Origin of the sequence: Deinococcus indicus, from assembly GCF_002198095.1 — a bacterium.
Taxonomy (GTDB): Bacteria; Deinococcota; Deinococci; order Deinococcales; family Deinococcaceae; genus Deinococcus; species Deinococcus caeni.
Window position 1 is genome coordinate 175,018 of sequence record NZ_NHMK01000009.1, and the last position, 24,423, is coordinate 199,440.

Here is a 24,423-nt window from a genome sequence, read left to right on the forward strand (position 1 = left end):
CTGAACCGAGCAAAGCGAGAAGCCGTTCACACCAGCGGTTGGAAGTGGAATTGAAGGGCGTGCTGTTGGCCCTTCAATGGAACTGGAAACCGCTGTGACCCTGGGGAGCCCGGCGCTTTACGCTCCGGCGGCCTCTGCCCCCTCCGGCTGCGCGGCCACTTCCTCGCGCGCGGGGGGCGGCGTGACCGTCAGGCCCGCCTCGTCCTGCGCCCACTCCATGAAGGCATTCAGGCCCCGGCGGAACATCACCGGGCGTTTCTCGCGCTTGCCCAGCTTGCGGGGCTTGCCGGTCTTCTCGTTGATCTCGGCAGGCAGTTCCGGCACCAGCGCCCAGTTGACGTTCATGGGCTGGAACCCCTTCGGGTTCGCGCTTGCGAGGTAGCGGGTCAGGCCGCCCAGCATGCTCTCGGCAGGCGGTGTGAGCGGCGGCAGGCCCAGCGCGAGGCGCGCGGCGTTCGTTCCGGCCAGCCAGCCGGTCGCTGCCGACTCCAGGTACCCCTCCGTGCCCGCCAGGACGCCCGCCACCAGCTTGGTCGGGTCGGCCTTCAGTTGCAGGGTGGATTCCAGCACCAGCGGCGCGTTCAGGTACGTGTTGCGGTGCATCACGCCGTACCGGACGATCTCCGCGTTTCCCAGGCCCGGAATCAGGTTCACGACCGCCTTCTGATCCCCCCACTTCAGGCCCGTCTGGAAGCCCACCAGCGACCACATGCGGCCCTCGCGGTCCTCCTGACGCAGCTGCGCCACCGCGTACGGCCAGCGCCCGGTCCTCGGATCGTCCAGGCCCTTGGGCGACATCGGCCCGAAGCGCGGCGTGTCGATCCCGCGCCGGGCGATCTCCTCGATGGGCATACAGCCCTCGAAGAACTCCAGCTTCTCCCAGTCGTGCGGCGTGTGACTGCGCGCCTGCTCCAGCGCCCCGAAGAACGCCAGGTACTCGTCCTTCGTGAACGGGCAGTTGATGTAATCAGCGCTCTGGTCGTAACGTCCCGCCCGCCACGCCACGTCCATGTCGATGGAATCGAAGGCGATCACGGGCGCCGCCGCGTCATAGAAACTCAGGCGCTCGCTGCCCGTCAGGCGGGCCATGTCCGCCGCCAGCGCGTCCGACGTGAGCGGCCCCGACGCGATCACCGCGATGCCCTCCGGCACGGCCGTGACCTCCTCGCCCAGCACCTCGATCAGCGGATGCTCCCGCACCGCCCGCGTCACCCGCTCACTGAACTCGTCCCGCTCGACCGCCAGCGCGTTCCCGGCCGGCAGTTTGGAGGCGTCCGCCGCGCCCACGATCGCGCCCCCCACGCTGCGCAGCTCGGCCTGCAACAGGCCCTTGCTCTGCAACTCGCCCTCGCCGCCCAGCGAGTTGCTGCACACCAGCTCCGCAAAATTCCCGCTGCGGTGCGCCGGGGTCATCTTCACCGGCCGCATCTCGAACAGGCGCACCCGCACGCCCAGCCGCGCCGCCGCCAGGGCCGCCTCGGACCCCGCCAGTCCCGCACCAATCACCGTGATCATTCGCTCGCTCATCAAGACGGCAGTGTAGGGCAGCTTCGCAGCGGCATTTGTGCCGCGAGGCGAATCCGCACGCCCCTCAGCGTTCCGGCGTGCCGCCCAGCGCGGCCTTCACGCGCGACAGGGCCTCGTACAGCAGGATGCGGGTGGCGATCAGTCGGTCGCTGGGCTGGCCGAGCGTCTGATCGAATCGCCACTCCTTCGCGGGCACGCTGACCACGTTCACGCCGTACGTGCGGAACAGGGCGGCGGCGCGGCGGCTGTGGCTGGGGCTGGTCACCAGCAGGACGGTCGTCCAGCCGCGCGTGCGGGCCAGGTCGCGCACGCGGGCGGCCTCGTCGCGGGTGGTGGTGACGTTCCTCAGCGTGACCAGCGTGGGGCCGCCCGGCCCGTACAGCGCGCGGGTCAGTTCGGTTTCCAGCACGCTCATCTTCGGGCAGTCGCGCGGCCCGATCAGGCCGGACTGCTCGGAGACGGTCACGACCGGGGCGTACCCGGCCTGCCAGAGGGTCAGGGCGCCGGTCAGGCGGGCGACGGCGCTGGCTTCCAGTTCGCGGCTGCCGCAGTGGACGCCCGCGCCGAGCGCCACGATGGCGTCCGCCTTCACGGGCGGCTGTGACAGGGTCAGGGCCGCCAGCGGGCCGCGCAGGACGGGGGTCAGCAGGCACGCGGCCAGCGTCAGGGCCAGCGCACCCGCCGCCACGTTTAGCGCCCGGCGGGACGCCCGGAAGGCGCCGGCCACCCCGGCGGCCGCGATCAGGGTCAGCAGCAGGGCGGGCGGGGCGCGCACCTCGCCCAGAAAGGCAGCCAGGACCGCCAGCGCCGCGCCCACGGCCACTCCGCCGAGCACGCCGCCCAGCCGTTCACGCCGCTCTGCTGCCGTCATCGCCCGGCAGTGTAGCGGGCGCAGGACACTTCCCCCTGCCGGTCGCGGGGCGCGGCTGCCTATACTCGCGGGCATGGTCCGCCGATTTGCCCTGCCGCTGCTGGTCGTTCTCGCTGCCGTGCTGGGCGGCCTGCTGCTGCTGCCGCGCCTGGGCGGCCCGGCCGAGAGTAGCACCGAGGTCCGGTTCGTGCGCGAGATGATCCAGCATCACGCGCAGGCGGTGGACATGGCCCTGCGGGTCCGGGAACGCAGCCGCGACGAGCAGCTGCGAACGCTGGCGCTGGACATCACGCTGTCGCAGCAGGAGCAGATCGGGCAGATGCGCGGCTGGCTGACCCTGTGGGGCCGCCCCTGGGGAGGGGAAGGCATGAGCGCAGAGCACGCCCGCATGATGGGCATGGCCACCCAGGCCGAGGTGCAGGCCCTGAGCGACCTGGGAGCCGCGCAGAGCGAGGTGCGGTTCCTGCAACTCATGACCCGTCACCACCAGGGGGCACTGGCGATGGTGGCCCCGGCCCTGGCGCCCGGCGTGCGCCCCGAAGTGCAGGCCCTGGCCCGCCAGATCCAGGCGGCCCAGGCGTCCGAGGTGATGTTCATGACCCGCCTGCTGCGGGAACGGGGCGCGCAATTGTTACCCGCCCCGACCGGCAGTCACAGTGACGCGGGCAGCGATCACAGCGACATGGGCCACTGATACGAACTCCGATTGAATGGGCTGCAAAGCCCGCTGGGTCCGAGCGGATGCGACTCGGAGAGCTGCCCCGCAGAGCAGGAGAGAAACGCCCCTCCGGACGTGGAGCCGGCAGGGGCGGTGAGGTTCCGGATTGTCGGCGAAACAAACGGCAGTCCGTATGAGCAATGGTGCGGACAGGTTCATCCCTTCCGGGCAGACCAGCGATGAACACGCCGTGTTTGCCCCTCCCCCTTGAGGGGGGAGGCTGGGAGGGGGTGAGCAGGAATGGCGTCACAGAAGACGTGTTCCATGCCTGTTCCCTCTGGCGCTTGAACAGTGTCCGCACCATTGATGAGCAGGGCGGCGGCTGAAAGTGGAGTCCTGCGGAGTGCCCCTGGCTCTGGAGTGGAACTGGAAACCGCCGTGACGATGCGTCCGTCTTACCAGTTGTCCTCGTCCCAGACGTCGGTCTTGGCGTCGCGGCGGGCCTTGCGGCGGGCGTCCTTGCCGCCCTTGCGTTTGGGCTGGGGCGGCAGGGCCAGTTCGTAGGGACGGTCGGGCTGGCAGGGGGCCGGGTACTCGCCCAGCGACTCGCCGGGGTCGTTGCGGATGTTCCCGGCGACGTGCAGGTGCCGTTCGCCGCAGTACGGACAGGCGTCCACGACCCAGAACATCACGCGGGTGCCGGGCATGTCGCGCAGGGTCACGAAGGCCTGCTGGGGGGTGCGTCGGTCCTTCTTCGCCATGCCGCGCAGAGTACCGCCCGCCCTGCCCGGAGTCTGTGGCGGGCATGGCGTTCCGGCAGTCCGGCAACCCCCCTGTTCCCGCTCGTTTCTGCCTGAACGGGCGCCCGACGGCAACGACCGTTCAGGCAGGGTTACACGTCCTCGTCGCCTTCTTTCATGTATGTCACGACGCTGCGGCAGTGTTTCAGGCCCGCGCGGGTGTACAGGGCGCGGGCGGGTTTCATGTGGTCGTGCGCGCGGACACGCAGAGTGCGGAGTTCCGGGTGGGTGTCGGCCTCGGCGGCGGCCAGGGCCAGCAGGGTCAGGCCCAGGCCCTGGCCGCGCTCGGCGGGGTGGACGGCCACGTAGGTCACGTCGGCGCGGGCTTCCTCGGGGCAGAATTCCAGTTCCGCGAAGCCCAGCGGCTGCTCGCCGCGCATCAGGGCGACGAGGCGCACGTCGTCCTGCGCGAAATGGGCGTCGAACTGTTCGGGTGTCCAGTTCAGGCGTCCGGCCCAGGTGTCCTCGCTGCTCCGGTACAGCGCCCGGTACGTCTCGAACGGCAGGTGGCGCGTGATGCGCGTTCCGGCTGGCGCGCAGGCGCGCGGGGTCAGCAGCGACAGCGGGCCGCTGTAGAAGTCCGTGGTGTGCATGGGCGCGAATCCCGCCGCTTCGAGCGCGTCGCGCACGGGGGCGTTGTCGCGGGCGCTGAAGGCGTACACCGGGAGGCCGTCGGCGTGGTCCAGCGCGCGGCGCAGCAGGGCCGGCAGGTGCCCGCCGTCACTGACTGGCCCTTCCAGCACCAGTCCGTCCCGGAAGGGTGACAGGGCGCAGTAGGCGCGCACGCCCTCGTCGTCGGTGTCCACGAGGCAGGTGCTGTCCTCGCATTCCAGTTGCAGTTCGCGGGGGTCGCGGGCGTCCGGGGAGAACACCTCGCGTTCCGGGGCGTCGTCCATCCAGTTCAGGAGCGCGAGGACGTCCGGGACGTCGGTGGGCAGCATGGGTCGGATCATGGGAACCTCCGGAAACGGCGGCTGTGCTCCTGTCCGGCAGGGACGGGGCGCGGTCAGCGGGGAGACGGCAGGACCAGGGCGACAGGGTTGACGGTACGCTGACCTTCAGCCTAGTCAGCGGCGAGGCGGTCTGTCTGCCGTGCGTTTCACCCCGCGCCCCGGCCCGCGCGTGCTATGCTCAGGGCATGCCCTGAACAGGGTACGCCGCCTGCCTCCCCACAGACACGAAGCCGTGTTTGAGGGGCGTTTTCCTTTTGAGCCGGGGGCGGACCGCGCACGTGGCGCCCCCCCCTGGCCCCGCCGGAGAGACGACCGGGCAGCGCGGCATCATCCCGGAGGTGTTCGCCGTGACGAAACAGTCCAGCAGACCGGGCGGGAGCCCCCCGCCCCGCGCCGCCCGCCCCGCCCCGACGACCGGCCCGCAGCAGGGCATGGACCTGCTGGTCCTGCGCGCCCAGCTGGCCCGCGCCGAGAAGGCCGCGCGCCGCGCGCAGCACGCGCCGCCCCCGGTGCGCGCCGCGCCGCAGGCGCCGGTCAAACCGCAGCGCGAGGCGGACCTGGCGGGGGTCAGCACCGACGAGTTCAGCCTGAGCCGCGCGCACGCCCGCCTGCGGGAAGCGGTGTACGACGGCCGGTACCACCTGTGCGACCACGCCATCGGGCACGCCCGCGCCGAGGGGTTCCTGGAGCACGACGTGATGAACGTCCTGCTGACCGGCCGGGTGCGGGCCGTGTACCCCGAGGACCGCCGCTGGCTGGTGTGCGGGTACTTCGAGGCGTGCGGCGTCAAGCTTCCGCTGCACGTCGTGGCGCAGCACGCCCGTGACGGCTTCGTGGAGATCGTGACGGCGTTCGTGCCCAAGCAGCCGCACCACATCATCAGCCGGGCGCGGCTGGCCGTGATGCTGCGCTACGACGACCAGACCATCCGCGCCCGCACCGCGCACGCCGGGAACCGCGTGGGCTACCGGGGCAAGGGCCGCTGGAAGAAGAGCGCCTGATCCGGACTCCGATGGAATGGGCTGCAAAGCCCGCTGGGTCCGAGCGGATGCGACTCGCAGAGCTGCCCCGCAGAGTGGGAGCAGCACGCCCCTCCGGACGTGGAGCCGGCAGGGGCCGTGAAGTTCCGGATTGTTGGCGAAACAGACGGCAGTCCGGATGACGGCACGCCAGACTGGCACGCAAGGCAGGCAGGGGAGACAGCAGGGGGGCCGGAACACACGTTGTCCCGGCCCCCCTGCCTGTCTGCGGTCAGTGCCGGAAGTGGCGGCTGCCCGTGAACACCATGCTGATGCCCAGTTCGTTGCAGGCGGCGATCACCTCGGGATCGCGTTTGGCGCCGCCGGGTTGCAGGATCGCGGTGACGCCCACGCTGGCCGCGAGGCGCACCACGTCGTCGAAGGGGAAGAACGCCTCGCTGGTCAGCACGGCCCCCTGCGCCCGTTCGCCCGCGTTCGCCACGGCCCGCTCGGCCGCCCAGATGCGGCTGACCGCCCCGGCGCCCAGGCCGACCGTCACGCCGCCGCGCGCCAGGACCACGGCGTTGCTGCGGGCGTTCTTCACGACCGCCCACGCGAAACGCAGGTCGTGCCATTCCTGATCGGTGGGCTGGCGGGCCGTGACGACTTCCGGGCACAGGTCGTCCCAGGGGCGCGCGTCGCGTTCCTGCACGGCGAAGCCGCCGGTCAGGGGGCGCACGTCGAGTACGCTCACGCCCTGCGGCGCGGCGGCCACGAGTACGCGCAGGTCGGGTTTCTTCTCCGCGAACCACGCGGCGGCCTCGGGCGTGACCTCGGGGGCGATCAGCACTTCCAGGAAGGTGCCGCGCGTCGCCTGCGCCGCCTCCAGCGTCACGGGCGCGCTGACGGCGACCACGCCGCCGAACACGCTGAGGGTGTCGGCGTCACGGGCGCGTTCCCAGGCGGTCTTCACGTCGTCCGCGACGGCCACGCCGCAGGGGTTGGCGTGCTTGACGGCCACGCACACGGCCACCGGGTCGCCGTGCTGCGCCTGCGTCTCCTGCGCCGCGAGTTCCTGGCACAGTGCCCACGCGGCGTCCGCGTCGGCGTAGTTGTTGAAGCTCATGGGTTTGCCCGCCACGACCTGCGCGTCGATGACCGGCCCGACCGCGCCGCCCAGGCGGTAGATCGCGCCCGGCTGGTGCGGGTTCTCGCCGTAACGGACCTCTGCGGCGCGGCTGAGGTTCAGGGTCAGTGTTTCGGGCAGCTCGGTGGGCAGCTCGTCGCTGCGGCCCTCCAGGTAAGCGGTGATGGCGGCGTCGTACTCGCTGGTGTGGCGGTACGCCTTGGCGGCCAGCCGCTGCCGGTCGGCGGCGCTCACGTCGTCCTGAAGCGCCACCGGGTAGTCGGCCGGGTCCACGAGGACCAGCACGCCCGCGTGGTTCTTCGCCGCCGAGCGGATCATGGCCGGGCCGCCGATGTCGATGTTCTCGATGGCCTCGTCGAACGCCGCGCCGCGCGCCACCGTCTCCCGGAACGGGTACAGGTTCACGCACACCAGATCGATGGTGCCGATCCCGTGCGCGTCCAGCTGCCCCAGGTGACCGGGTTCGCGCCGCGCCAGGATCCCACCGTGCACGGCCGGGTGCAGCGTCTTGACGCGGCCGTCCAGCATCTCCGGGAAGCCCGTCACGTCACTCACCTGCCGCGCCGCCACGCCCGCCGCGACGATGCTGGCGTACGTGCCGCCGGTGCTCAGGATCTCCCAGCCGCGCGCCTCCAGCTGCCGCGCGAAATCCACCACGCCCGTCTTGTCACTGACCGAGATCAGCGCCCGTTTCCGGCCCTGCCCCGTGGTCTGCCCGCCCAACTCCGTGCCGTGCTGCGTCATGTGCCTTCCTCCCAAAACCAGAAAACGCGAACGGTTCCCACCGACAGGGAGCCGTTCGACCCAGGCGCGCGATCATTCACTCTTCCGGAGGCTCCCCCGTGGTCAGCCCACGTTCAGCGCCAGTCGCCCCCGCACTCGCCGCAGCATACCGGGTTCCGGCGCGGCCGGGTCCGGCAGTCGCAGACAGGGCGCCGCCCACGCGAGGTTGCGTCCCGCCGGCGGGGCGGCCCGGCTACACTGGAGGTCCTGGCTGCCCCGCCGGGACGGGCACTGCCGGACGCCCGTTTCCTCCCGGCCCGCCGGCCGCCTGACCGGAGATTCCCCTGCCTGACCTTCCTGCCGTGCCGCTCCCGGACGCCCCGCCCGCCGGGGTGCCGGAACTGCTGACGCTGTTCCGGCCGCTGGCCCGCACCGGGTTCCTGCCGCCCACCGCGCCCCTGCTGAGCCTGCCAGGACCGTTCCAGGCCCTGCTGGACGCTGTTCCGGCGCTGGCCCCCGCCTACCAGGGGGGCGGCGTGCGCGCCGACCTGCTGGACCTCGACGCGGCCCTGGGTGACCGCCGGGACGACGCCCGGCAGCTGGACACCGCCCAGCAGGAGGCGCTGCTCTCGGTCACGGCGATCCTGATGCACCTGTACCGCTGGAACGCCGTGCCGGTCACGCCCGCCCGCTTTCAGGAACGGCCGACCTTCCCGCCGCACCTGCACGCCCTGTTCCGCGACCTGAGCGCCGCGCACGACCTGCCCGCCTGCGGCACCATGCACACCCTGAAGTACCTGAACTGGCGCTCGGACGCCCTGCCGCCCGGCCAGCCGTACCACGCCGCCCAGGTGCAGGCCGGACAGGTGCGGATCGCGCACAACTGGCACGCCACACCCGCCGGGGACGACCGCGACCTCGCGGGGCAGCTGGACCTGTGGATCCAGACCTTCGTGCTGACCGAGGCGCGCGGACAGGCGGTCCTGACGGCCGCCGCGCAGGCCCTGGCCGCCGCCCACCACCACGACCGCCCTGCGCTGGAAACGGCCCTGGAAGCCCTGCACGCCGCCGTGCAGGCCATGACCCGCCAGATCAACACCCTGATGCGGTTCCGGGTGGTGCGCAGCGACCTGTGGCGGGTGTACATCCAGCCGACCTTCGGCTGGGGCCTGCCCGCGCCGGACGCACCGGACGGCCCGCCGCTGGAGGGAGCCAGCGGCCTGCAACTGGGCGGCACGCAGGTCGCGGACCTCGCGCTGGGCGTGCCGTTCGATTCGAACCTGGGCCGCGCCCTCCGGCACTCGCGCACCTCCATGACCCCGCCGCAGCGGGCGCTGCTGAACGCCTGGGAACCACACCGGAACGTGATCCGCGCGGCCGTCCTGGACTGGGGCGGCAGCCGCGCACGCGGCGCTTTCGACGCGGCGCTCGACGACCTGAACCGCTGGCGGGTCAGTCACCGCGAACGCGGCGCGGTGTACCTGCGTGGCGACGGCCGCGAGCACGTCATGGCCTCCACCGGCACCCAGCTGGACGCCGGCACACCCCACGAGCAGGCCTTCCGCGACCTGATGAACGAACGCATCGAGGAAACGGGTGCCCGGACGGTCGGGCCTGCTGCGGACCCCGACTGAATAGCTTGGGCCGCTGGGTCCGAGCGAAGCGCCTCGTAGCAAAATTTTCTACTTCCCTGCTTGAGGCCGCGTGATACGACATCATCAGAGAAGCGCAAACTCTTGCTGAACGGCAGACCCTGAAGCGAGACGCGTTTGAGATGCTGCTCAGGGCCGTTTCCCTCTGGGTCAGTTAGGGGAAGGTGCTGTCTCCAACAGTTCCGACGTGCAGCAACGTTTGTCATGCCCACCGAAGACGCCTCTGACGACCGGATGTCGCACCCGTCGTTCGTCACGGTGGACGGCCTCAAAGGCCGCCTCGCCCGCGTGGAACTCCCGGACGGCACCACCGAGGACTGGCCCCTGGCGTCAAGGAGGGCGACGTGATCCGCCTGACCGTCCACGGCGGCCTCAAAGCGGAGAGCGACCAAGCCCAGACCCGCGACCGCCTCACTGGCCCGCAGGCGGGCACGGACGCCCTGAATGCTGGGGCCCCCACCGGCCACGCGGGCCTGCTGACCTTCAGCGTACGCACCTGTGATGAGCATGCCGCCAACCTGGACCTCGGCGCTGAGGCTTTGCGGATAGATCTTAGAAGTGAAGCACGTTCCAGGTCAGCGAGAAGTGTTCGGGCAGATTGGTAAAGGTAACGTTCCGAACTTTGGACTTGTTTGTACTGTACTGACTCACAGTATTGAGGACAAGATTCCAGCCTTGTTTCAGGCTGAGTCGTGCTGTACCAGAGAAAAGAACCCCATTTTCAATCTGGCAGCTCGAGGCTATATCAATGTTCACATCTGTGGATGCGTAGATGAAACGGGCGAAATAGCCTATATCCATACCTTTAAGCGCGGTGTTCACCCCCGCCACGAGGGTCCAAGAGTCATCAATGTTCCTTTTACTGTTCAGCCGGAAAGTACTGAGGTTGCTGAACCACGCTTCTTTGTCCTGTTGATTGGACTTCAAGCAGCTGGTGTGGCCCTCCGTTACCATGATATCCAGAGACCTGACGTACGACTTGGCAACGTCAGGCAGAGTGACTTGAAATGTCCCATCGGCCGCCACCGTGCCCTGGTAGACGCCGTCCGACCCGGAGGCAAATACGAGTTCCTGGTTCACGCCAGTTGCGACGCCCTGAAGTTGCAACGGCGCGGCGTTGGCAATCGAGAGTGAGCAGGTGCTTACCAGCAAGAGGGTGCTGCGGATCAAAGGCGAGGACATGTGAGTCATTGGATTCCTTCGAGTGTACAAGAATTTCCACGCCTGCTGGAGTCGTGTGCCACACGACGTCATGACGACACAGAACAGGGAAAACGTCGGTCAACACGTCACTTTCTTCGTTGCGTCGTGTAGAGGATTTTTGGCTGCGACAGGCTCTGCCTGAACAGCCCGGAAATGAGCACTTATTGATACCGGCGTAAGTTGACATTGCTCATCACTCCCCTGTGCTGCGTAGATGCCGCGCAGAGCTATATGTACTCCGCTCGGATGACTTACAAAGCCATCCGAGCGGTAGCGAGAAGATAGAGAAATGGGTTCCGCACGTGGAGTTGACAGATCAGTGGTGCTCCAACCTGTCAAAGAAACAGAAGGAAACCGCATGAGCAGCCGGAAAGCTGATCGGCCCGGCGAGCACGGCGGCGGAATCAACGACAGGGCGCGGAGGTGAGTTCCCTCCGCGCCCTGTCCTGCACCGGGTTCAGCCGCTGTTGCCGCTGCCGTCCGGGGCGGGGGAGACCATGTCGGAGGCGGTGGTGGCGGGCGCGTCGTCGGGGAACAGCAGGCGGCGCAGTTCGTCCAGCACGGCCTGTTCCTTCTCGTCGACCAGCTTGCCGCCGATGCCCAGGAAGCCGCCCTCCGTGGCGGCGTTCGCGGTGCGTTCCGCCACGTTCATCAGCATCTGGCGGTACGCGGCGTTGTCTTCGGGGCTGGCCTTGGCGCTGACCAGCCACGCCGCCTGCCGCACGGCCTGGAGGCTCTGCTCGCGGGCTTCTTCGGCGTTGCGGGCGCGTTCCTGGGGGGGCTGCGTGTCGGGGGCGGTGCCGAGCATGTCGGCGGCCATGGCCTCGAGCAGCGGCGTGCGGGTGGCGGCGCTCACGCTCTCGCGGGTGGCGTCCGAGACGGCGCGCGCCTCGGCGATCAGGCCGGTCAGGCCGCTGGGGCTGGCGGCCATGACGGCCGCGCCGGCCCGGCCGGGGCCGGTCATGACCTTGAACCACTCGTCGGGCGTGAACTTGTCCTTGATGCTCATGCGCTCAGGGTACCGGGCGGCGTGCGGGGCGGCGTTCGCCGTTCATTCACGCTCGCGCGGGGCCGGCAGGGCACTCAGGTCGAAACGCACGGGTTCCGTTTCCTCGCGGACGCTGCGGTGATCGGCCGCCAGACCGTGGCTGCCGAACAGCCCGCCGGCAGCCAGATTGACGCCCAGCACGTCGCGGGGCCCCTCGTCGGCCGGGACCAGCGGCCGAATCCGGAACGACAGGGCGATCAGGGCGGCGGGCAGGACGATCAGCAGCGTGAATGCCAGCATGGAGGCCTCCGGGCGTGCGGGGGGGTCAGCAGGGGGTGGGTTCGGCGGGCGTGACGGGTCCCGTGGGAGTGACGGGTCCCGTGGGAGTGACTGGGGCGTTCAGGTGGGTCTTGGCCCAGCCGTCGATGGCGTCTATGACGCTCTGCAACTCGCGGCCGGCGGGGGTGAGGGTGTAGACGGACCGGGCCAGTTTGCCGTGGCTGTCCTCGGTGCGTTTGTTGATCAGTTCGAGTTGCTCGAGGTGTTCGAGGCGCTGCGTGAGGGTGGCGCTGTTGCAACCGCCGACGGCCCGCGCGAGTTCGTTGAACCCCTTCTCGCCGTCGAGCAGGGCGCGCACGATGTGCAGCACCCATTTCTCCTGCAACACCCCGATGGCCCGGTAGACCGGGCAGAATCCAGTGTGTTCGCTCATGACCAGAGTTTACACTGCGGGGCTGATCAGATCATGACGAAACTCACACCACTTGACTTTTCAAAGCGATTGATCTAGCTTGGACTTATGACCGCGACCACCCCCCACACCCTGAACGTCAAAGAAGCCATCGAGACCCGCCGCAGCATCCGCAAGTACGCCCAGGAACCCATGAACCAGGACGACCTGCACGAGATCCTGCGCCTCGCCAGCCTCGCCCCCAGCGCCTGGAACGCCCAGACCTGGCGCTTCGCCGTCGTGCAGGACGCCGCCATCAAGCAGCAGCTCCAGGACGCCTCCTACGGCCAGGGACAGGTCACGAACGCCCCCGCCGTCATCGTCGTGTACAGCGACATGGAAGACACCCTGGCCACCGTCGAGGAAACCGCGCACCCCGGCATGGGTGAAGCCGGCCGCGAAGGCCAGCGCAAGACCTTCGACGGCGCCTTCGGCGGCCAGGACGTCGCCCAGCGCGGCCAGTGGGGCCTGAGCCAGGCGAACATCGCCTTCGCCTTCGTCATGATCGCCGCCCGCGGCCTCGGCTACGACACCGTGCCCATGCTCGGCTTCCAGCCCGACAAGGTCAAGGAAATCCTGGGCCTGCCCGAGCACGTCCAGTTCGCCGGCCTGCTGCCCGTCGGCAAGCGCGCCGAGGACGGCTTCCCCCACCACCGCCACAGCGTCGAACGCATCACCAAGTTCTACTGAACCCGCACGGCTGACCCGCCGGGGTGCCGGGCCCGCGCCCGCGGGCGCACCCACCGGGCCAACCGAGGACCGCTCCCACACCGGGAGCGGTTTTTCACATTCCCCCTGTTCCCCCAGCGGTACTCCACCCGGCGCGCCGGCCGCCTGATGCTCCGCAGACAGGAAACGCCCTACAATGAATGGCGCATGAAAAACAATCTCCTTCTGATCGGCGCCGCCCTCAGCCTCAGCAGCTGCTCCATGCTCCTCGGACCCTCCGGCCCCACCTCGGTTGACGTCACCGTCATCGGCGTCAACGACTTCCACGGCAACCTGCTGCCCACCAGCTTCCGCGTACCCGATCCCGCCGACCGCACCAAGACCCTGACCGTCCAGGCCGGCGGCGTCGAGGCCATCGGCGGCATCCTCGCCGAGGCCCGCAAGGCCAACCCCAACACCATCTTCGTGGGCGTGGGTGACATGACCGGCGCCAGCCCCCTGATCAGCGGCCTGCTGCGCGACGAACCCACCATCAACGCCCTGAACAGCCTGGGCATGGCCGTGAACGTTGTCGGCAACCACGAATTCGACTACGGCTTCGCCGAACTGCAGCGCTACCAGAAGGGCGGCTGCAACAGCAACGACGCCGCCAAGGCCTGCAAGTTCAACAACACCTTCGAGGGCGCCAAGTTCACCTACATCGCCTCGAACGTCCTCGACGAGAAGACCGGTCAGCCCGTCCTGCCCGCCTACAAGATCGTGCAGGTCGGTAACGCCAAGGTCGCCTTCGTCGGCGCCGTCCTGAAGGACACCCCCACCGTCGTCACGCCCGCCGGCGTCGCCGGCCTGAAGTTCGAGGACGAGGTCAAGAGCATCAACGCCGCCATCCCCACCATCAAACGCATGGGCGCCGACGCCATCGTCGCGCTCGTCCACCAGGGCGGCACCAGCGGCGACGCCTTCGACATCGTGAACTGCAAGACCCTCAGCGGCCCCATCGTGGACATCGCCAAGACCCTCGACCCCGCCGTCAGCGCCATCATGACCGGCCACACCCACCGCGGCTACAACTGCCTGGTGGCCGGCCCCGACGGCAAGGACCGCATCGTCATGCAGGGCGACGCCCTGGGCCACCTGCTGCAGCGCATCGACATGACCGTCGACACCCGCGCCAACCGCGTCACCGCCATCAAGGCCAGCAACGTCGTCGTGGACGCCGCCAAGACGCCCAAAGACGCCGCCATGACCGCCCTGGTCCAGAAAGCCAAGGACCTGACCGACCCGATCGCCCGCACCGTGATCGCCACGCTGGGCGTCGAGCAGATCACCCGCGCCGCCGGCCCCAACGGCGAGAGCCTGCTGGGCCGCGTCATCGCCGACAGCCAGCTCGCCGCCGCCGCGCCCGCCAGCAAGGGCGGCGCCGTCATCGCCTTCATGAACCCCGGCGGCATCCGCGCCGACCTGCCCGTGAACGTCCCCAACCCCAGCAAGCAGGTCACGTACGGCGACGCCTTCACCGTGCAGCCCTTCGGGAACATTCTGACCGTCATCACCCTGACCGGCGCGCAGATCAAGGCCGCGCTGGAACAGCAGTTCGACAACCCCTCGGCCGGCACCAACCGCCTGCTGCAGGTCAGCAAGGGCTTCACGTACACCTGGGACAACGCCAAGGCCAAGGGCGACAAGGTCAGCGAGATCAAACTGAACGGCCAGGCCATCGACCCCGCCGCCAGCTACCGCGTCGTGCTGAACAACTTCCTCGCCGACGGCGGCGACGGCTTCACCACCTTCGCGCAGGGCACCAACCGCCTGGGCGGCGACCTGGACATCGACGCCTTCCGCGCCTACCTGACCAGCACCACCGTCACCCCCGACACCACCGAACGCATCAAGCGCCTGAACTGAACCCAGTCGCAGCGTAAGAGGCCGCCCAGCGCGGCCTCTTCTTCATGTCCGCGACTTCACGCCTCCTGTACCCCGCCACCCCCGACGCGCCACTCGCGGGTGGCGATCCGTTGCACCAGCCGCCGGTCATGACTGGCGAGCAGCACCGTGCCCGTGAAGTCCAGCAGCAGGGATTCGAGCGCCTCGATGGCCCGCACGTCCAGGTGGTTGGTGGGTTCGTCCAGCAGGAGCACCTGCGCGCGCGTGACGCTCAGCCGCGCGAGGCTCAGGCGCGTCCGCTGCCCGCCCGACAGACCCGTGACCGGGAAGGCCGGGCCGCCCGGCACCTCCAGCGCCGCCGCGACCTCATGCAGCTGGTGCAGGGTCAGCAGGGGATTGGCGTCCAGCAGCGCGTCCCCCACCGTGTCCAGCCCGCGCAGTTCCTCGCCGTGCTGCCCGGTCCGGCTGACGGTCAGCCCCGCGCCCCACGTCACGGCGCCCTCGTGCGGCACCTCGCCCAGCAGGGCGCGCAGCAGCGTGCTCTTACCGCCACCGTTCGGGCCGGTCAGGGCCACCCGGTCGCCCCGGCGCACGTGCAGGGTCACGCCGGACAGCACCACCCCTGAGCCATGCGTCACGCCCAGGTCCCGGACGGTCAGCACCTCCAGCGGCCCCGGCGGCACGGGCGGCAGCGTCAGGCGCAGCGTCCGCGCGTCCCGGAACGGTTTCTCTGGCGCCCCCATGTCCATCCGTTCGATCTGCCGCTCCATGGCCCGCGCCCGGTTCGAGAACAGCACCTGCGCCCGCCCCGCCTTGTGCGACGACAGGAACTTGTCGTTGTCCCGCGCGCGCGAGCGGTTCTCCTCGACGCTGCCCCTGCTGCTCAGGCGGCGGCGCTCCTCGTCCAGCGCGGCGCGCCTGCGGCGGTACGCCTCGAAATCACGGGCCTGCGCCTCGCGCAGCGTGGCCTTCAGGGCCATCGCCCCGGAGTAATTGCCGGGGTACACGCTCAGCGTGCCGCGTTCCAGGTCTGCCACGCCAGTCGCCACCTCATCCAGGAACGCCCGGTCGTGGCTGGCCAGCACGAACGCCGCGTCCGACGCCCGGATCCAGTCGCGCAGCCACGCCGCGCCCCCTGCGTCCAGGTGGTTGGTGGGTTCGTCCAGCAGGTACACGTCCGCCGGGGCCAGCAGCAGCGCAGCCAGCAGCACCCGCCGCGCCTGCCCGCCCGACAGCCGGTCCGTCCTCGCCCCGGCGTCCAGACCCAGCCCGGCCAGCACCGCCGCCGCGCGACCCGCGAAGTCGTAGCCACCCGCGAGCCGGTAGGCTTCCTCGGCGTCCGCGAAGGCCAGCAGCGCCGCCTCCGACCCGTCCGAGAGCGCCGCCGAGGCCGCCTCGAACGCCAGCTGCGCCCCGGCCAGCGCCGGGGGCGTCACCGCCTCCAGCACCGACCCGCCCAGTGATGCTGTCTGAGCGAGCAGCGCCACGCGGCCCGAGCGCGTCATCACGCCCGCATCCGGCGCGTCCAGCCCCGCCAGCACGCGCAGCAGCGTGCTCTTGCCGCTGCCGTTCTCGCCGACGAGCGCCAGCCGTTCCTCGGCCCCCACGGTCAGCTCCACACCCGAAAACACCACCCGGTCCGCGAACGACCGCGCGACCCCACTCGCCATCAACAACATGTCATCCCCCTGACGGGACAGGCCAGCCCACACGCGGCAGGCGGCAACTCGGAACACGGCAGTCAGGGGTTACAGACGCAAGGCAGGGAGGTCCTTTGAATGAACGGAGGGACGGAGCAGCCGGGTAACCCCGGCGATCAAGACAGACCGTACCACCTGCCGGGCGGGAAACACATGCGCCGGATGGCGGAGGGTTCCCTCACCCCTCGGCAGGCACGTCCGGGAAGTTGCTGAGGGGGAAGGTGTCCACGTTCGCGCTGCGCTGCTGCACCAGCACCCCGCCGTCCACGACCACGAACTGCCCCGTCACGTACGCCGCGTCGTCCGACGCGAGGAACGCCGCCGCGCCCGTCATGTCCTCGGCGGTGCCGTAGCGGCCCAGCGGCACGGTCTTCTCCCGCTGCGCGAGATCCTCACCTTCCAGTCCGTACGTGTTGATGAACCCCGGCGTGATGCCGTTCACGCGCACCCCGTACGGCGCCATGTCCAGCGCCAGCGCCCGCGTGAACGCCTCCACGCCGCCCTTGGCCGCGTCGTACGACGTGAACCCCCGGTGCGAGCGGGTCGCGCCGCCGCTCGACACGTTCAGGATCACGCCGCGCCGCCGCGCCGCCATGCCCCGCGCCGCGCGGTGGCTGCACAGGAACACGCTCTTGAGGTTCACGCGCAGGAACAGGTCCCACCACGCCTCGTCCGCATCCAGGAAGTGCCGCTGGTCACTCGTCAGCGCCGCGTTGTTCACGAGCACGTCCACTGGCCCGAGATGAGCCTCGGTCGCCGCAAAGATCGCCTCTACACCGTCGGCTACACTTACGTCGCCCGGCACGCTCAGCGCCTGTGCGCCCGCCGCCGTCAGGGCGTCTGCGACCGCCTGCGCCGCCGCCGCGTTCAGGTCGTTCACCGCGACGCGCGCTCCCTCTGAGGCATACCGGTGCGCCAGGGCCGCGCCGATCCCACCCCCTGCCCCCGTGATGAGTACTGTCCTGCCTGTGAACCGCTGCAAAGTCGTCATGACGCACAGGGTACGGCAGGGGAGGGGACGGCATGAAGATCGCCCCCTGCCGGATCGGAAGGGGGCGGCGTTGTGGGCAGGAAGTGCCGGTCACTCCCGTCTGCGCAGCGCCAGCGCCAGCAGGAAGATGGCGGTGTTCACGAGGACGATGGTCGCGCCGGGGGCGGTGTTGGCGTAGTAGCTGAGGTACAGGCCCGTGACGCCGCCGACGGTGCCGAGCAGCGCGGCCAGCAGCATCATCTTTTTCAGGCTGCGGGCCAGCAGGCGCGCGGCGGCGCTGGACGTGATGAGCAGGCTGACGCTGAGGGTCGTCCCGACGAGCTGCACGGTCAGGACGACGACGAGGCCGATCAGGATCAGCAGCAGGCTTTCCAGGCGGCGCACGGGGAGGCCGACGGCGCGGGCTTCGGTGGGGTCGAAGGAGGCGAGCAGCAGTTCCTTCTGGATGGCGGTCAGGATGCCGCCCACGACGACCGTGACGGCCAGCGCGCCCCACAGGTCGGCGGGCGTGACGCCCAGGGGGTTGCCGATCAGGAAGTTGCTGAGGTCGGTGGTGAAGGTGGGCGCGCGGGACAGCATGACGACGCCCAGTGCGAACATGCCGACGAACACGATGCCGATGGCGCTGTCCTGCTTGAGGCCGCTGCGCCGCCCGATGGCGCCGATGCCCAGCGCGGTGAGGACGGCGGCGATGAGCGCCCCGACGAGCAGGTTGCCCTGCATGAGGAACGCGCCGACGATGCCGGGGAACACGGCGTGGCTCATGGCGTCCCCGATGTAACTCAGGCCGCGCAGCACCACCCACGCGCCGACGAGGGCGCACAGGACGCTGACGAGGATCACGGCGATCAGGGCGCGGTTGAAGAAGGCAAACTGGAGGGGGTCGGTCAGCAGGTGCAAGGGAAGCCTCGAAGGTGCGGGAAGGTGGTCAGGCCGGGTGTGTCGTCCATCATCTTTCAACCATCACCCATCGACCTCACGCCTCGGCGTGAGTATGGCCCAGGAAGCTGGTGCTGAAGGTCGCCTCGATGTTCTGCGTGGTGTACACCTGTTCGGGCGTGCCGTCCGCGATCACGCGGCGGTTCACGAGGACCAGATGGTCGCACCAGCGCCGCGCCTGTTCGAGGTCGTGCGTGACCATCACGACGGCGCGGCCCCGGTCGGCCTGCCGCCTCAGCAGGCCCATCAGGGTTTCCTGGGTGGCGGCGTCCACGCCGGTCAGGGGTTCGTCCAGCAGCAGCAGGTGCCCCTGGCGGGCCAGCATGCGCGCCAGCAGGACCCGTTGCCGCTGCCCGCCGGACAGCGCGCCGATGTGCCGGCTGCGCAGGTCGAACACGCCGGTTTCCTTCAGGGCGTCCTCCACGATCTGCCTATCCTTGCGGCCGGGCCAGCGCAGCCAGCCCAGGCGGCCGGTGCGGCCCATCATGGCGGCGTCCCAGACGGTCACGGGAAAGGCCCAGTCCAGGGTCTGCTGCTGCGGCACGTAGCTGATGCACGAGCGGGCGCTGTGGCCCTCGTCGAAGCGCACGGCGTCCGCGTGGTCCGGCAGCAGGCCCACCAGGGTCTTGAGGAGGGTGCTCTTGCCCGCGCCGTTCGGGCCGATGATCGCGCTGAACGACCCGGCCTCGAACCGCACGCTGGCGTTCTCCAGGGCCGTCTGCGGCCCGTACTTCACGGTCAGGTTCTCGACGCCCAGCATCAGACCAGCATACCCCCTGGCGCGCTGATGTTGCGAGCGCAGAATCAAAAGAGGGGCGGGACGCAGGAAGGGCCTCTCCACTGCGTCCCGCCTTCCGCGTCCCGGTTACTTCAGGGCCTTGACCATGATGTCCACGTTCGCGCGGAACGCCTTGAGGTACGTGTCGCCGCTGCTGCCCTTGGCCCCGAGGGCGTCGGTGTACAGGGGCGGGGCAACGCGAGCGCCGGTCTCGCGGGACAGCGTCTGGGCGAGGCGGGCGTTGACGGTGTTCTCGGTGAAGATCACCCGCGCGCCCGCCTTCTTCATGGCCTGCGCCAGGGTCGCGAGTTCACGGGAGGTGGGTTCGCGTTCGGTCCCGACACCCGGAATGACGGCGCCGACCACGCGCAGCCCGTAGCGTTCGGCGAAGTAACCGAGGCTGTCGTGGTTGGTGACGATCACGCGCCGCGCGGCGGGAATGCTGGCGAACTGCTTTTTCGCGTAGGCGTCGGCGGCGCTGATGGCTTTCAGCTGCGCGGCGGCGTTCTTCGCGTAGGTGGCCTTCCCGGCCGGGTCCAGCTGGGTCAGGGCGGCCTGGGCGTTCTTCACGTACCCGGCGGCCAGGGTGGGGTCCCACCAGGCGTGCGGGTCGAGCGGGCCGTGGTCGTGGTCGTCCCCGGCGTGTTCGTCGGCGTGTTCGTCGCCGTGGTCGTCATGGCCGGCCTCGTGGAGTTTCAGGCCGGCCGTGAGTTCCCGGACCGCAACCCTGGGGGCGCTGGCTTTCAGTTTGGGCAGCCAGGGTTCCAGGCCGGCGCCGTTGGCGAACAGTGCGCGGCTCTGCGCGAGGCTGCGGATGGCGCCGGTGGTGGGCTGGAAGGCGTGCGTGTCGGCCCCGGCGGGCACGATGACGTTCACCTGCACGCGGCTGCCGCCGACGACCCGCACGAAGTCCGCGATGATGGTGGTGGTCGCGCTGACCTGCAGCGGCGCGGCGCTCGCACCGGGGGCGGCGCAGGCGGCCAGCAGCGCGGGAATCAGCAGCGCGGAGCGTTTCACAGCAGTTCGATGCCCTTGTGGGGGCCGCGGCTGAGGGTCCGCAGGGCGTTCGCGCTGAGCCAGACGGTCTTGACGGTGCTCTTGCCGTTCACGGTCTCGCGGATGGTCTTCTTCAGCAGGTTGGCGCGCTGCACGCGTTTGGTCACGCCCGTGACCTTGCGGCCCACGCCGCCCGCAGCGCGGGCCTTGCCGCGACGGGTCACGCTGTTCACCACGAGGTTCTTCTTGCCGGTCAGGTAGCATTCACGACTCATATTGATATCTCCTTATCACGTCTGGGGGTGGGGGAAAGGTTCAGCAGCGCACGTTCTGCCGGGCGCACCTTCTGGCGGTGGTCAGGCGCGCAGGGCGCCGCTCAGCAGCTGGTCCAGCGCCGCGCCGTCGAGGTCGTGCCCGATGAACACCAGTTCACTGAAGGCCTCGTCCGGGCTGAGCCACTCGCCCGCCGTCTCCAGGGCCAGCTGGCGGCCGGTGTGGTTCCAGAGGGTCGCCACGCCGTTGCCCAGGTTCACCCAGCCCTTGGAGCGGATCACGTTGCGCGGCAGGCCCAGTGTCAGCGCCTCTTTCAGGCGGTCCGGGTCGAAGGGCCGCTCGCTGCGGAAGATGTGGGTGCCCAGCCCGTACGTCTCGGATTCCGGGGTGTGTTCCTTTTCCAGTTCGGTCATCCAGGCGTCGAGCTGGCTGGAGTGGTCGAAGTCGAACAGGCCGGTGTTCAGCAGTTCGCTGGCGGGCAGGACGCCGCGCGTGGCTTCCAGCACGCGGGCGCGGGGGTTGGTGATGCCGATCAGTTCGCGCAGCTGCCGCACGTCGTCCGGCGCGGCCAGATCGAGTTTGTTCAGCACGACGATGTCCGCGAATTCCAGCTGCTCGGCCAGCAGTTCCCCGAAGCCGCGCTCGAAATCGTCGCCGGGGATGGCGTCCTGGCGGTTCCAGAGCGTGAAGAACTGCGCGCTGTCCACCACCGTGATCATGGCGTCCACGTGCACGCGGCCCAGCAGGTCGGGAATGGCGGGCTGGCCCTCCTCGGGTTCGATTTCCAGTTCCTCGGGGGTCAGGCAGAAGCTCTGCGCGATGGGCAGGGGCTCGCCGATGCCGGTGGATTCGATCAGGATGGCGTCCAGCTCGCGCGTTTCCAGCAGGTCGTTCACGGCGTGCAGCAGGTCGCCGCGCAGCGTGCAGCAGATGCAGCCGTTGCTGAGTTCGATGGTCTGCTCGTCGGTCTTGACCACGAGGCTGGCGTCGATGTTCACGGCGCCGAACTCGTTGACGATCACGGCGACGCGCTGCCCGTCGGTCTGGGTCAGCAGGTGGTTCAGGAGGGTGGTCTTCCCGGCGCCTAGGAAACCGCACAGGACGGTGATGGGCACAGAGGAGCGGACAGGGGGGACAGTCACCATAGCCTGATAATGATATTCTATTATCAATTTTATGGCAAGGTTCCACACCCTCCGACGCTGCCCCCTGACCGCCCAGTTCTGGTTCCTGGGCCTCGACGCCCGCCAGGGCGACCTCGCCCTGCGCGGCTTCCGCAAGAGCCCCAGCCCGCAGGGCAGCAGCCTGTACACCCTGGGTCACCTGACCCTGCACTCGGCCGGTCTGACCCTGGACCTGCCGGACGGCGCGCTGCACTTCAACCGCCGCACCCAGACCTTCACCCGGAACGGGCGCACCGTGCTCGCCACCGAGGGCCGCCTGCACCTGCGCGCCGCGCTGTACGCCCACGAGGCCTGGATCGCCGCCCGCCACGGCCCCGGCTACCGCGAGGCGCTGGTACGCCTGCACCGCCCGCCGCGCCCGGTCGTGGGGGCGCTGGAACCCTGGCGGGCCTACCTGCGCGGCGGACCTGTGGACGGAGCGGACCTGAATCTCGCGCTGCCGCGACCGATGGGCGGCCGGGTGGCTGGTCCCGCCGCCCACCTGCCCTCCAGATCGACCCACCCGATGCTTTAAAAAGTAAAGTGTGCTTGGCTGACCATCCGCAAAGGTGCCCGGTGGTACGCTTCACACATGACGGGCAACACTCCCAGCACCCAGCACTACGACGTGGTCATCGTCGGTGGCGGCCCCGCCGGCCTCACCGCCGCCATCTACACCGGCCGCGCCAGCCTCAGCACCCTGATCCTCGAAAAGGGCCTGCCCGGCGGCCAGATCGCCCAGACCGAGGAAGTCGAGAACTACCCCGGCTTCCCCGAACCCATCAGCGGCATGGAACTCGCCAGCCGCATGCAGCAGCAGGCCGAGAAGTTCGGCGGCAAGATCGAGATGGACGAGGTCCAGAGCATCACCCGCGCCGACGACGACCGTGAACATGCCTACCCCTTCACCGTCACCGGCTACAGCGGCACCTACCACGCCAAGGCCGTGATCCTCGCCACCGGCGCCAACCCCAAACGCCTGGGCATTCCCGGCGAGCAGGACTTCTGGGGCCGCGGCGTCAGCACCTGCGCCACCTGCGACGGCTTCTTCTACCGCGGCAAGAAGGTCGTCGTGATCGGCGGAGGCGACGCCGCCGTCGAGGAAGGCCTGTTCCTGACCAAATTCGCCGACGAGGTCACCCTGATCCACCGCCGCGACACCCTGCGCGCCAACAAGGTCGCCCAGGCCCGCGCCTTCGCCAACCCCAAGATGAAATTCGTCTGGGACACCGCCCCCGTCGAGATCCTCGGCGACGAGGCCGTCAGCGGCGTGCGCCTGAAGAACCTCAAGACCGACGAGCAGTACGACATGCCCACCGACGGCGTGTTCATCTTCATCGGCCACACTCCCAACACCGAATTCGTGAAGGACACCGTCGCCCTGCGCCCCGACGGCTACGTGGACGTCACCGACGAGATCTACACCAGCGTCCCCATGCTGTTCGCCGCCGGCGACGTCAGCGACCACATCTACCGCCAGCTCGGCACGTCGGTCGGCGCGGGAACGCGCGCCGCCATGAGCGCCGAACGCGCCCTGGCCGCCCTGGAACTCGAAACCGCCGAGACCGCAGCGGATTAAGAACACCTCAGCCCGCGGCGGGACGCCCCGGTGGTGGAGGGGCGTCCCGCTCGCTTATGCTCGGCACATGCCTCACCGCACCTTCATGAGCCGCCTGCGCCGCAAGGCGAACGGGTACGCGGCCAAGGTGCGCCGCCTCCTGCGCAGCCTGCGCGCCAGCGACGCCCACCCCGACGACCCCTGGGCGCAGACCCACCTGACCCCCGAAGAGACCCGCGTGTACCGCGCCATGGACCCCCGTGACCGCGAACACGCCTGCCGCGTCACCCGCCACCTGATCCGCGACCACCCGCACGCCGACCCGGAACTGGTCGCCGCCGCGCTGCTGCACGACTGCGGCAAGAGCCTGCGCCCCTACCGGCTGTGGGAGCGGGTGCTGGTCGGCCTGATCCCCAACCGCCTGTCCCGGATCCTGCCGCCCGTCGGGGCCGTCGGCATCCGCGCGCACCACCCGGAACTCGGGGCCCGCCTGCTGGCTCACGCCGGCGCCCGCCCCCGCGTCGCCCGCCTCGTCGCCCGCCACCACCACCCCGGCGGCGACCCGGACGCCGCGCTGCTGCACCTCTACGACGATCAGGAATAGGCCGCCCCGGCACACGGACAGCGCCGCCTTCCCCAACCGGGAGAGGCGGCGCTATTGCAGGAAGTCAGCCTTCCTGGTGCGGATTACTCGTGGTCGTGGTGGCCGTCGGCGTGCGCGTGGCCGTGCTCGAGTTCCTCGGGCGTGGCGTCACGCACGGCCAGGACCTTCACGTCGAAGTCCAGGACCAGTCCCGCCATGGGGTGGTTGAAGTCCACCTTCACGGTGTCGCCGTCCACGTTGATCACCGTGAAGGGCAGCATGCTGCCGTCCTCGGCCTGCGCGTAGTACGTCGCGCCGACCTCGATGTCGTCCTCGAAATCTTCGCGGGACAGGTCCTCGATGTTGTCCTCGTCGCGGGGGCCGTAGCCTTCCTCGGGCTGCACCGTCAGTTGCATCGCGTCACCGGCGGCCTTGCCTTCCAGCGCGTTCTCCAGGCCGGGAATGATGTTGCTGTGCCCGTGCAGGTACACCAGCGGCTCGCCCGCTTCGCTCTGGTCGATGATTTCGCCGTTCACGGTGAGCTTGTAATCGAGTTCGACAACCTTGTCCTGGGTAATGTTCATGCGGTCTCCATTTCCCCGTCCGTCCCTGGAGGTCAGGGAACGCCGGACAGGTTCTGTTGCCCAAGGAGTGTACCCTCTCGGCGCGGACAGGAAC

At 69.6% G+C, this 24,423-nt stretch carries 26 protein-coding genes and 1 riboswitch; of the genes, 9 read left to right on the top strand and 17 right to left on the bottom strand.

The genetic code is table 11. The annotated features are described in order from the left end of the window. Positions 1-117: 117 nt before the first annotated feature. On the bottom strand, positions 118-1,527 hold the full coding sequence (gene trmFO / locus CBQ26_RS03440; protein ID WP_088247187.1) for a methylenetetrahydrofolate--tRNA-(uracil(54)-C(5))-methyltransferase (FADH(2)-oxidizing) TrmFO: 1,410 nt from the start codon (positions 1,525-1,527) through the stop codon (positions 118-120). Positions 1,528-1,591: 64 nt separating this feature from the next. After that, positions 1,592-2,398 (bottom strand): YdcF family protein, encoded by an 807-nt coding sequence (locus CBQ26_RS03445; RefSeq protein WP_088247188.1) that lies wholly within the window; start codon positions 2,396-2,398, stop codon positions 1,592-1,594. A 73-nt stretch (positions 2,399-2,471) separates the two neighbouring features. On the opposite strand from CBQ26_RS03445, the gene CBQ26_RS03450 reads away from it, so the two are divergent. Beyond that, entirely contained in the window at positions 2,472-3,092 is a 621-nt protein-coding gene (locus tag CBQ26_RS03450) for a DUF305 domain-containing protein (protein WP_088247189.1), read from the top strand. Positions 3,093-3,511: 419 nt separating this feature from the next. Here the strand turns inward: CBQ26_RS03450 and CBQ26_RS03455 are convergent, their stop codons facing one another. Together CBQ26_RS03455 and CBQ26_RS03460 are read right to left on the bottom strand one after the other, a co-directional pair. Next, on the bottom strand, positions 3,512-3,817 hold the full coding sequence (locus tag CBQ26_RS03455; protein WP_088247190.1) for a hypothetical protein: 306 nt from the start codon (positions 3,815-3,817) through the stop codon (positions 3,512-3,514). Positions 3,818-3,948: 131 nt separating this feature from the next. After that, positions 3,949-4,809 carry a GNAT family N-acetyltransferase gene (locus tag CBQ26_RS03460; RefSeq protein WP_088247191.1) on the bottom strand — a complete coding sequence of 287 codons (861 nt, stop codon included), beginning with the start codon at positions 4,807-4,809 and terminating at the stop codon, positions 3,949-3,951. A 347-nt stretch (positions 4,810-5,156) separates the two neighbouring features. Between CBQ26_RS03460 and CBQ26_RS03465 the strand changes: the two genes are divergently transcribed. After that, the gene (locus CBQ26_RS03465; protein WP_373297222.1) at positions 5,157-5,810 is read left to right on the top strand and encodes a DUF4258 domain-containing protein; all 654 of its coding nucleotides are present in this window, start codon (positions 5,157-5,159) and stop codon (positions 5,808-5,810) included. Between the two features lie 250 nt (positions 5,811-6,060). Here the strand turns inward: CBQ26_RS03465 and purH are convergent, their stop codons facing one another. Further along, positions 6,061-7,659, bottom strand: coding sequence for a bifunctional phosphoribosylaminoimidazolecarboxamide formyltransferase/IMP cyclohydrolase (gene purH, locus CBQ26_RS03470; protein ID WP_088247192.1), 1,599 nt, complete (start codon positions 7,657-7,659; stop codon positions 6,061-6,063). 51 nt (positions 7,660-7,710) lie between these two features. Then, positions 7,711-7,796, bottom strand: a riboswitch (ZMP/ZTP riboswitch). A 204-nt stretch (positions 7,797-8,000) separates the two neighbouring features. Between purH and CBQ26_RS03475 the strand changes: the two genes are divergently transcribed. Both CBQ26_RS03475 and CBQ26_RS22185 read left to right on the top strand, forming a co-directional pair. Further along, positions 8,001-9,272: a hypothetical protein gene (locus tag CBQ26_RS03475; protein ID WP_172417899.1), complete on the top strand. Its 1,272-nt coding sequence runs from the start codon at positions 8,001-8,003 to the stop codon at positions 9,270-9,272. Between the two features lie 222 nt (positions 9,273-9,494). Next, complete coding sequence (locus tag CBQ26_RS22185) at positions 9,495-9,638, top strand: hypothetical protein (RefSeq protein ID WP_191301540.1); 144 nt, start codon at positions 9,495-9,497, stop codon at positions 9,636-9,638. 204 nt (positions 9,639-9,842) lie between these two features. Here CBQ26_RS22185 and CBQ26_RS21230 read toward each other — a convergent pair whose 3' ends face one another. The 4 genes from CBQ26_RS21230 to CBQ26_RS03490 all read right to left on the bottom strand — a co-directional run bounded on the left by CBQ26_RS21230 (position 9,843) and on the right by CBQ26_RS03490 (position 12,193). Then, the gene (locus CBQ26_RS21230; RefSeq protein WP_143341968.1) at positions 9,843-10,481 is read right to left on the bottom strand and encodes a hypothetical protein; all 639 of its coding nucleotides are present in this window, start codon (positions 10,479-10,481) and stop codon (positions 9,843-9,845) included. A gap of 469 nt (positions 10,482-10,950) precedes the next feature. Beyond that, entirely contained in the window at positions 10,951-11,502 is a 552-nt protein-coding gene (locus CBQ26_RS03480) for a hypothetical protein (protein ID WP_088247194.1), read from the bottom strand. Positions 11,503-11,544: 42 nt separating this feature from the next. Next, positions 11,545-11,781, bottom strand: a complete 237-nt coding sequence (locus tag CBQ26_RS03485; RefSeq protein WP_088247195.1) for a hypothetical protein — start codon at positions 11,779-11,781, stop codon at positions 11,545-11,547. Positions 11,782-11,806: 25 nt separating this feature from the next. Then, the gene (locus CBQ26_RS03490; RefSeq protein WP_088247196.1) at positions 11,807-12,193 is read right to left on the bottom strand and encodes a winged helix-turn-helix transcriptional regulator; all 387 of its coding nucleotides are present in this window, start codon (positions 12,191-12,193) and stop codon (positions 11,807-11,809) included. Between the two features lie 87 nt (positions 12,194-12,280). On the opposite strand from CBQ26_RS03490, the gene CBQ26_RS03495 reads away from it, so the two are divergent. After that, positions 12,281-12,901, top strand: a complete 621-nt coding sequence (locus CBQ26_RS03495; protein ID WP_088247197.1) for a nitroreductase family protein — start codon at positions 12,281-12,283, stop codon at positions 12,899-12,901. Between the two features lie 186 nt (positions 12,902-13,087). Beyond that, positions 13,088-14,785: a bifunctional metallophosphatase/5'-nucleotidase gene (locus tag CBQ26_RS03500; RefSeq protein ID WP_088247198.1), complete on the top strand. Its 1,698-nt coding sequence runs from the start codon at positions 13,088-13,090 to the stop codon at positions 14,783-14,785. A gap of 56 nt (positions 14,786-14,841) precedes the next feature. Here the strand turns inward: CBQ26_RS03500 and CBQ26_RS03505 are convergent, their stop codons facing one another. The 7 genes from CBQ26_RS03505 to CBQ26_RS03535 all read right to left on the bottom strand — a co-directional run bounded on the left by CBQ26_RS03505 (position 14,842) and on the right by CBQ26_RS03535 (position 21,586). After that, positions 14,842-16,443, bottom strand: coding sequence for an ABC-F family ATP-binding cassette domain-containing protein (locus CBQ26_RS03505; RefSeq protein ID WP_088247199.1), 1,602 nt, complete (start codon positions 16,441-16,443; stop codon positions 14,842-14,844). A 199-nt stretch (positions 16,444-16,642) separates the two neighbouring features. Continuing rightward, complete coding sequence (locus CBQ26_RS03510) at positions 16,643-17,455, bottom strand: SDR family NAD(P)-dependent oxidoreductase (protein WP_088247200.1); 813 nt, start codon at positions 17,453-17,455, stop codon at positions 16,643-16,645. Between the two features lie 90 nt (positions 17,456-17,545). Further along, positions 17,546-18,355 carry a manganese ABC transporter permease MntB gene (locus CBQ26_RS03515; RefSeq protein ID WP_088247201.1) on the bottom strand — a complete coding sequence of 270 codons (810 nt, stop codon included), beginning with the start codon at positions 18,353-18,355 and terminating at the stop codon, positions 17,546-17,548. A 76-nt stretch (positions 18,356-18,431) separates the two neighbouring features. Next, positions 18,432-19,154 carry a manganese ABC transporter ATP-binding protein MntA gene (locus tag CBQ26_RS03520; RefSeq protein ID WP_088247202.1) on the bottom strand — a complete coding sequence of 241 codons (723 nt, stop codon included), beginning with the start codon at positions 19,152-19,154 and terminating at the stop codon, positions 18,432-18,434. A 105-nt stretch (positions 19,155-19,259) separates the two neighbouring features. After that, entirely contained in the window at positions 19,260-20,189 is a 930-nt protein-coding gene (locus tag CBQ26_RS03525; RefSeq protein WP_088247203.1) for a manganese ABC transporter substrate-binding protein MntC, read from the bottom strand. Then, positions 20,186-20,443 (bottom strand): 50S ribosomal protein L28, encoded by a 258-nt coding sequence (gene rpmB / locus CBQ26_RS03530; protein WP_088247204.1) that lies wholly within the window; start codon positions 20,441-20,443, stop codon positions 20,186-20,188. The genes CBQ26_RS03525 and rpmB overlap by 4 nt, the downstream gene beginning before the upstream one ends. A gap of 81 nt (positions 20,444-20,524) precedes the next feature. Next, on the bottom strand, positions 20,525-21,586 hold the full coding sequence (locus CBQ26_RS03535; protein ID WP_088247205.1) for a CobW family GTP-binding protein: 1,062 nt from the start codon (positions 21,584-21,586) through the stop codon (positions 20,525-20,527). 31 nt (positions 21,587-21,617) lie between these two features. On the opposite strand from CBQ26_RS03535, the gene CBQ26_RS03540 reads away from it, so the two are divergent. The 3 genes from CBQ26_RS03540 to CBQ26_RS03550 all read left to right on the top strand — a co-directional run bounded on the left by CBQ26_RS03540 (position 21,618) and on the right by CBQ26_RS03550 (position 23,766). Beyond that, positions 21,618-22,139 carry a hypothetical protein gene (locus CBQ26_RS03540; RefSeq protein WP_088247206.1) on the top strand — a complete coding sequence of 174 codons (522 nt, stop codon included), beginning with the start codon at positions 21,618-21,620 and terminating at the stop codon, positions 22,137-22,139. Between the two features lie 57 nt (positions 22,140-22,196). Then, entirely contained in the window at positions 22,197-23,183 is a 987-nt protein-coding gene (trxB, locus tag CBQ26_RS03545) for a thioredoxin-disulfide reductase (protein WP_088247207.1), read from the top strand. A gap of 67 nt (positions 23,184-23,250) precedes the next feature. Beyond that, the gene (locus CBQ26_RS03550; protein ID WP_088247208.1) at positions 23,251-23,766 is read left to right on the top strand and encodes an HD domain-containing protein; all 516 of its coding nucleotides are present in this window, start codon (positions 23,251-23,253) and stop codon (positions 23,764-23,766) included. 83 nt (positions 23,767-23,849) lie between these two features. Here CBQ26_RS03550 and CBQ26_RS03555 read toward each other — a convergent pair whose 3' ends face one another. Beyond that, positions 23,850-24,329 (bottom strand): FKBP-type peptidyl-prolyl cis-trans isomerase, encoded by a 480-nt coding sequence (locus tag CBQ26_RS03555; RefSeq protein WP_088247209.1) that lies wholly within the window; start codon positions 24,327-24,329, stop codon positions 23,850-23,852. Between the last annotated feature and the right edge of the window lie 94 nt (positions 24,330-24,423).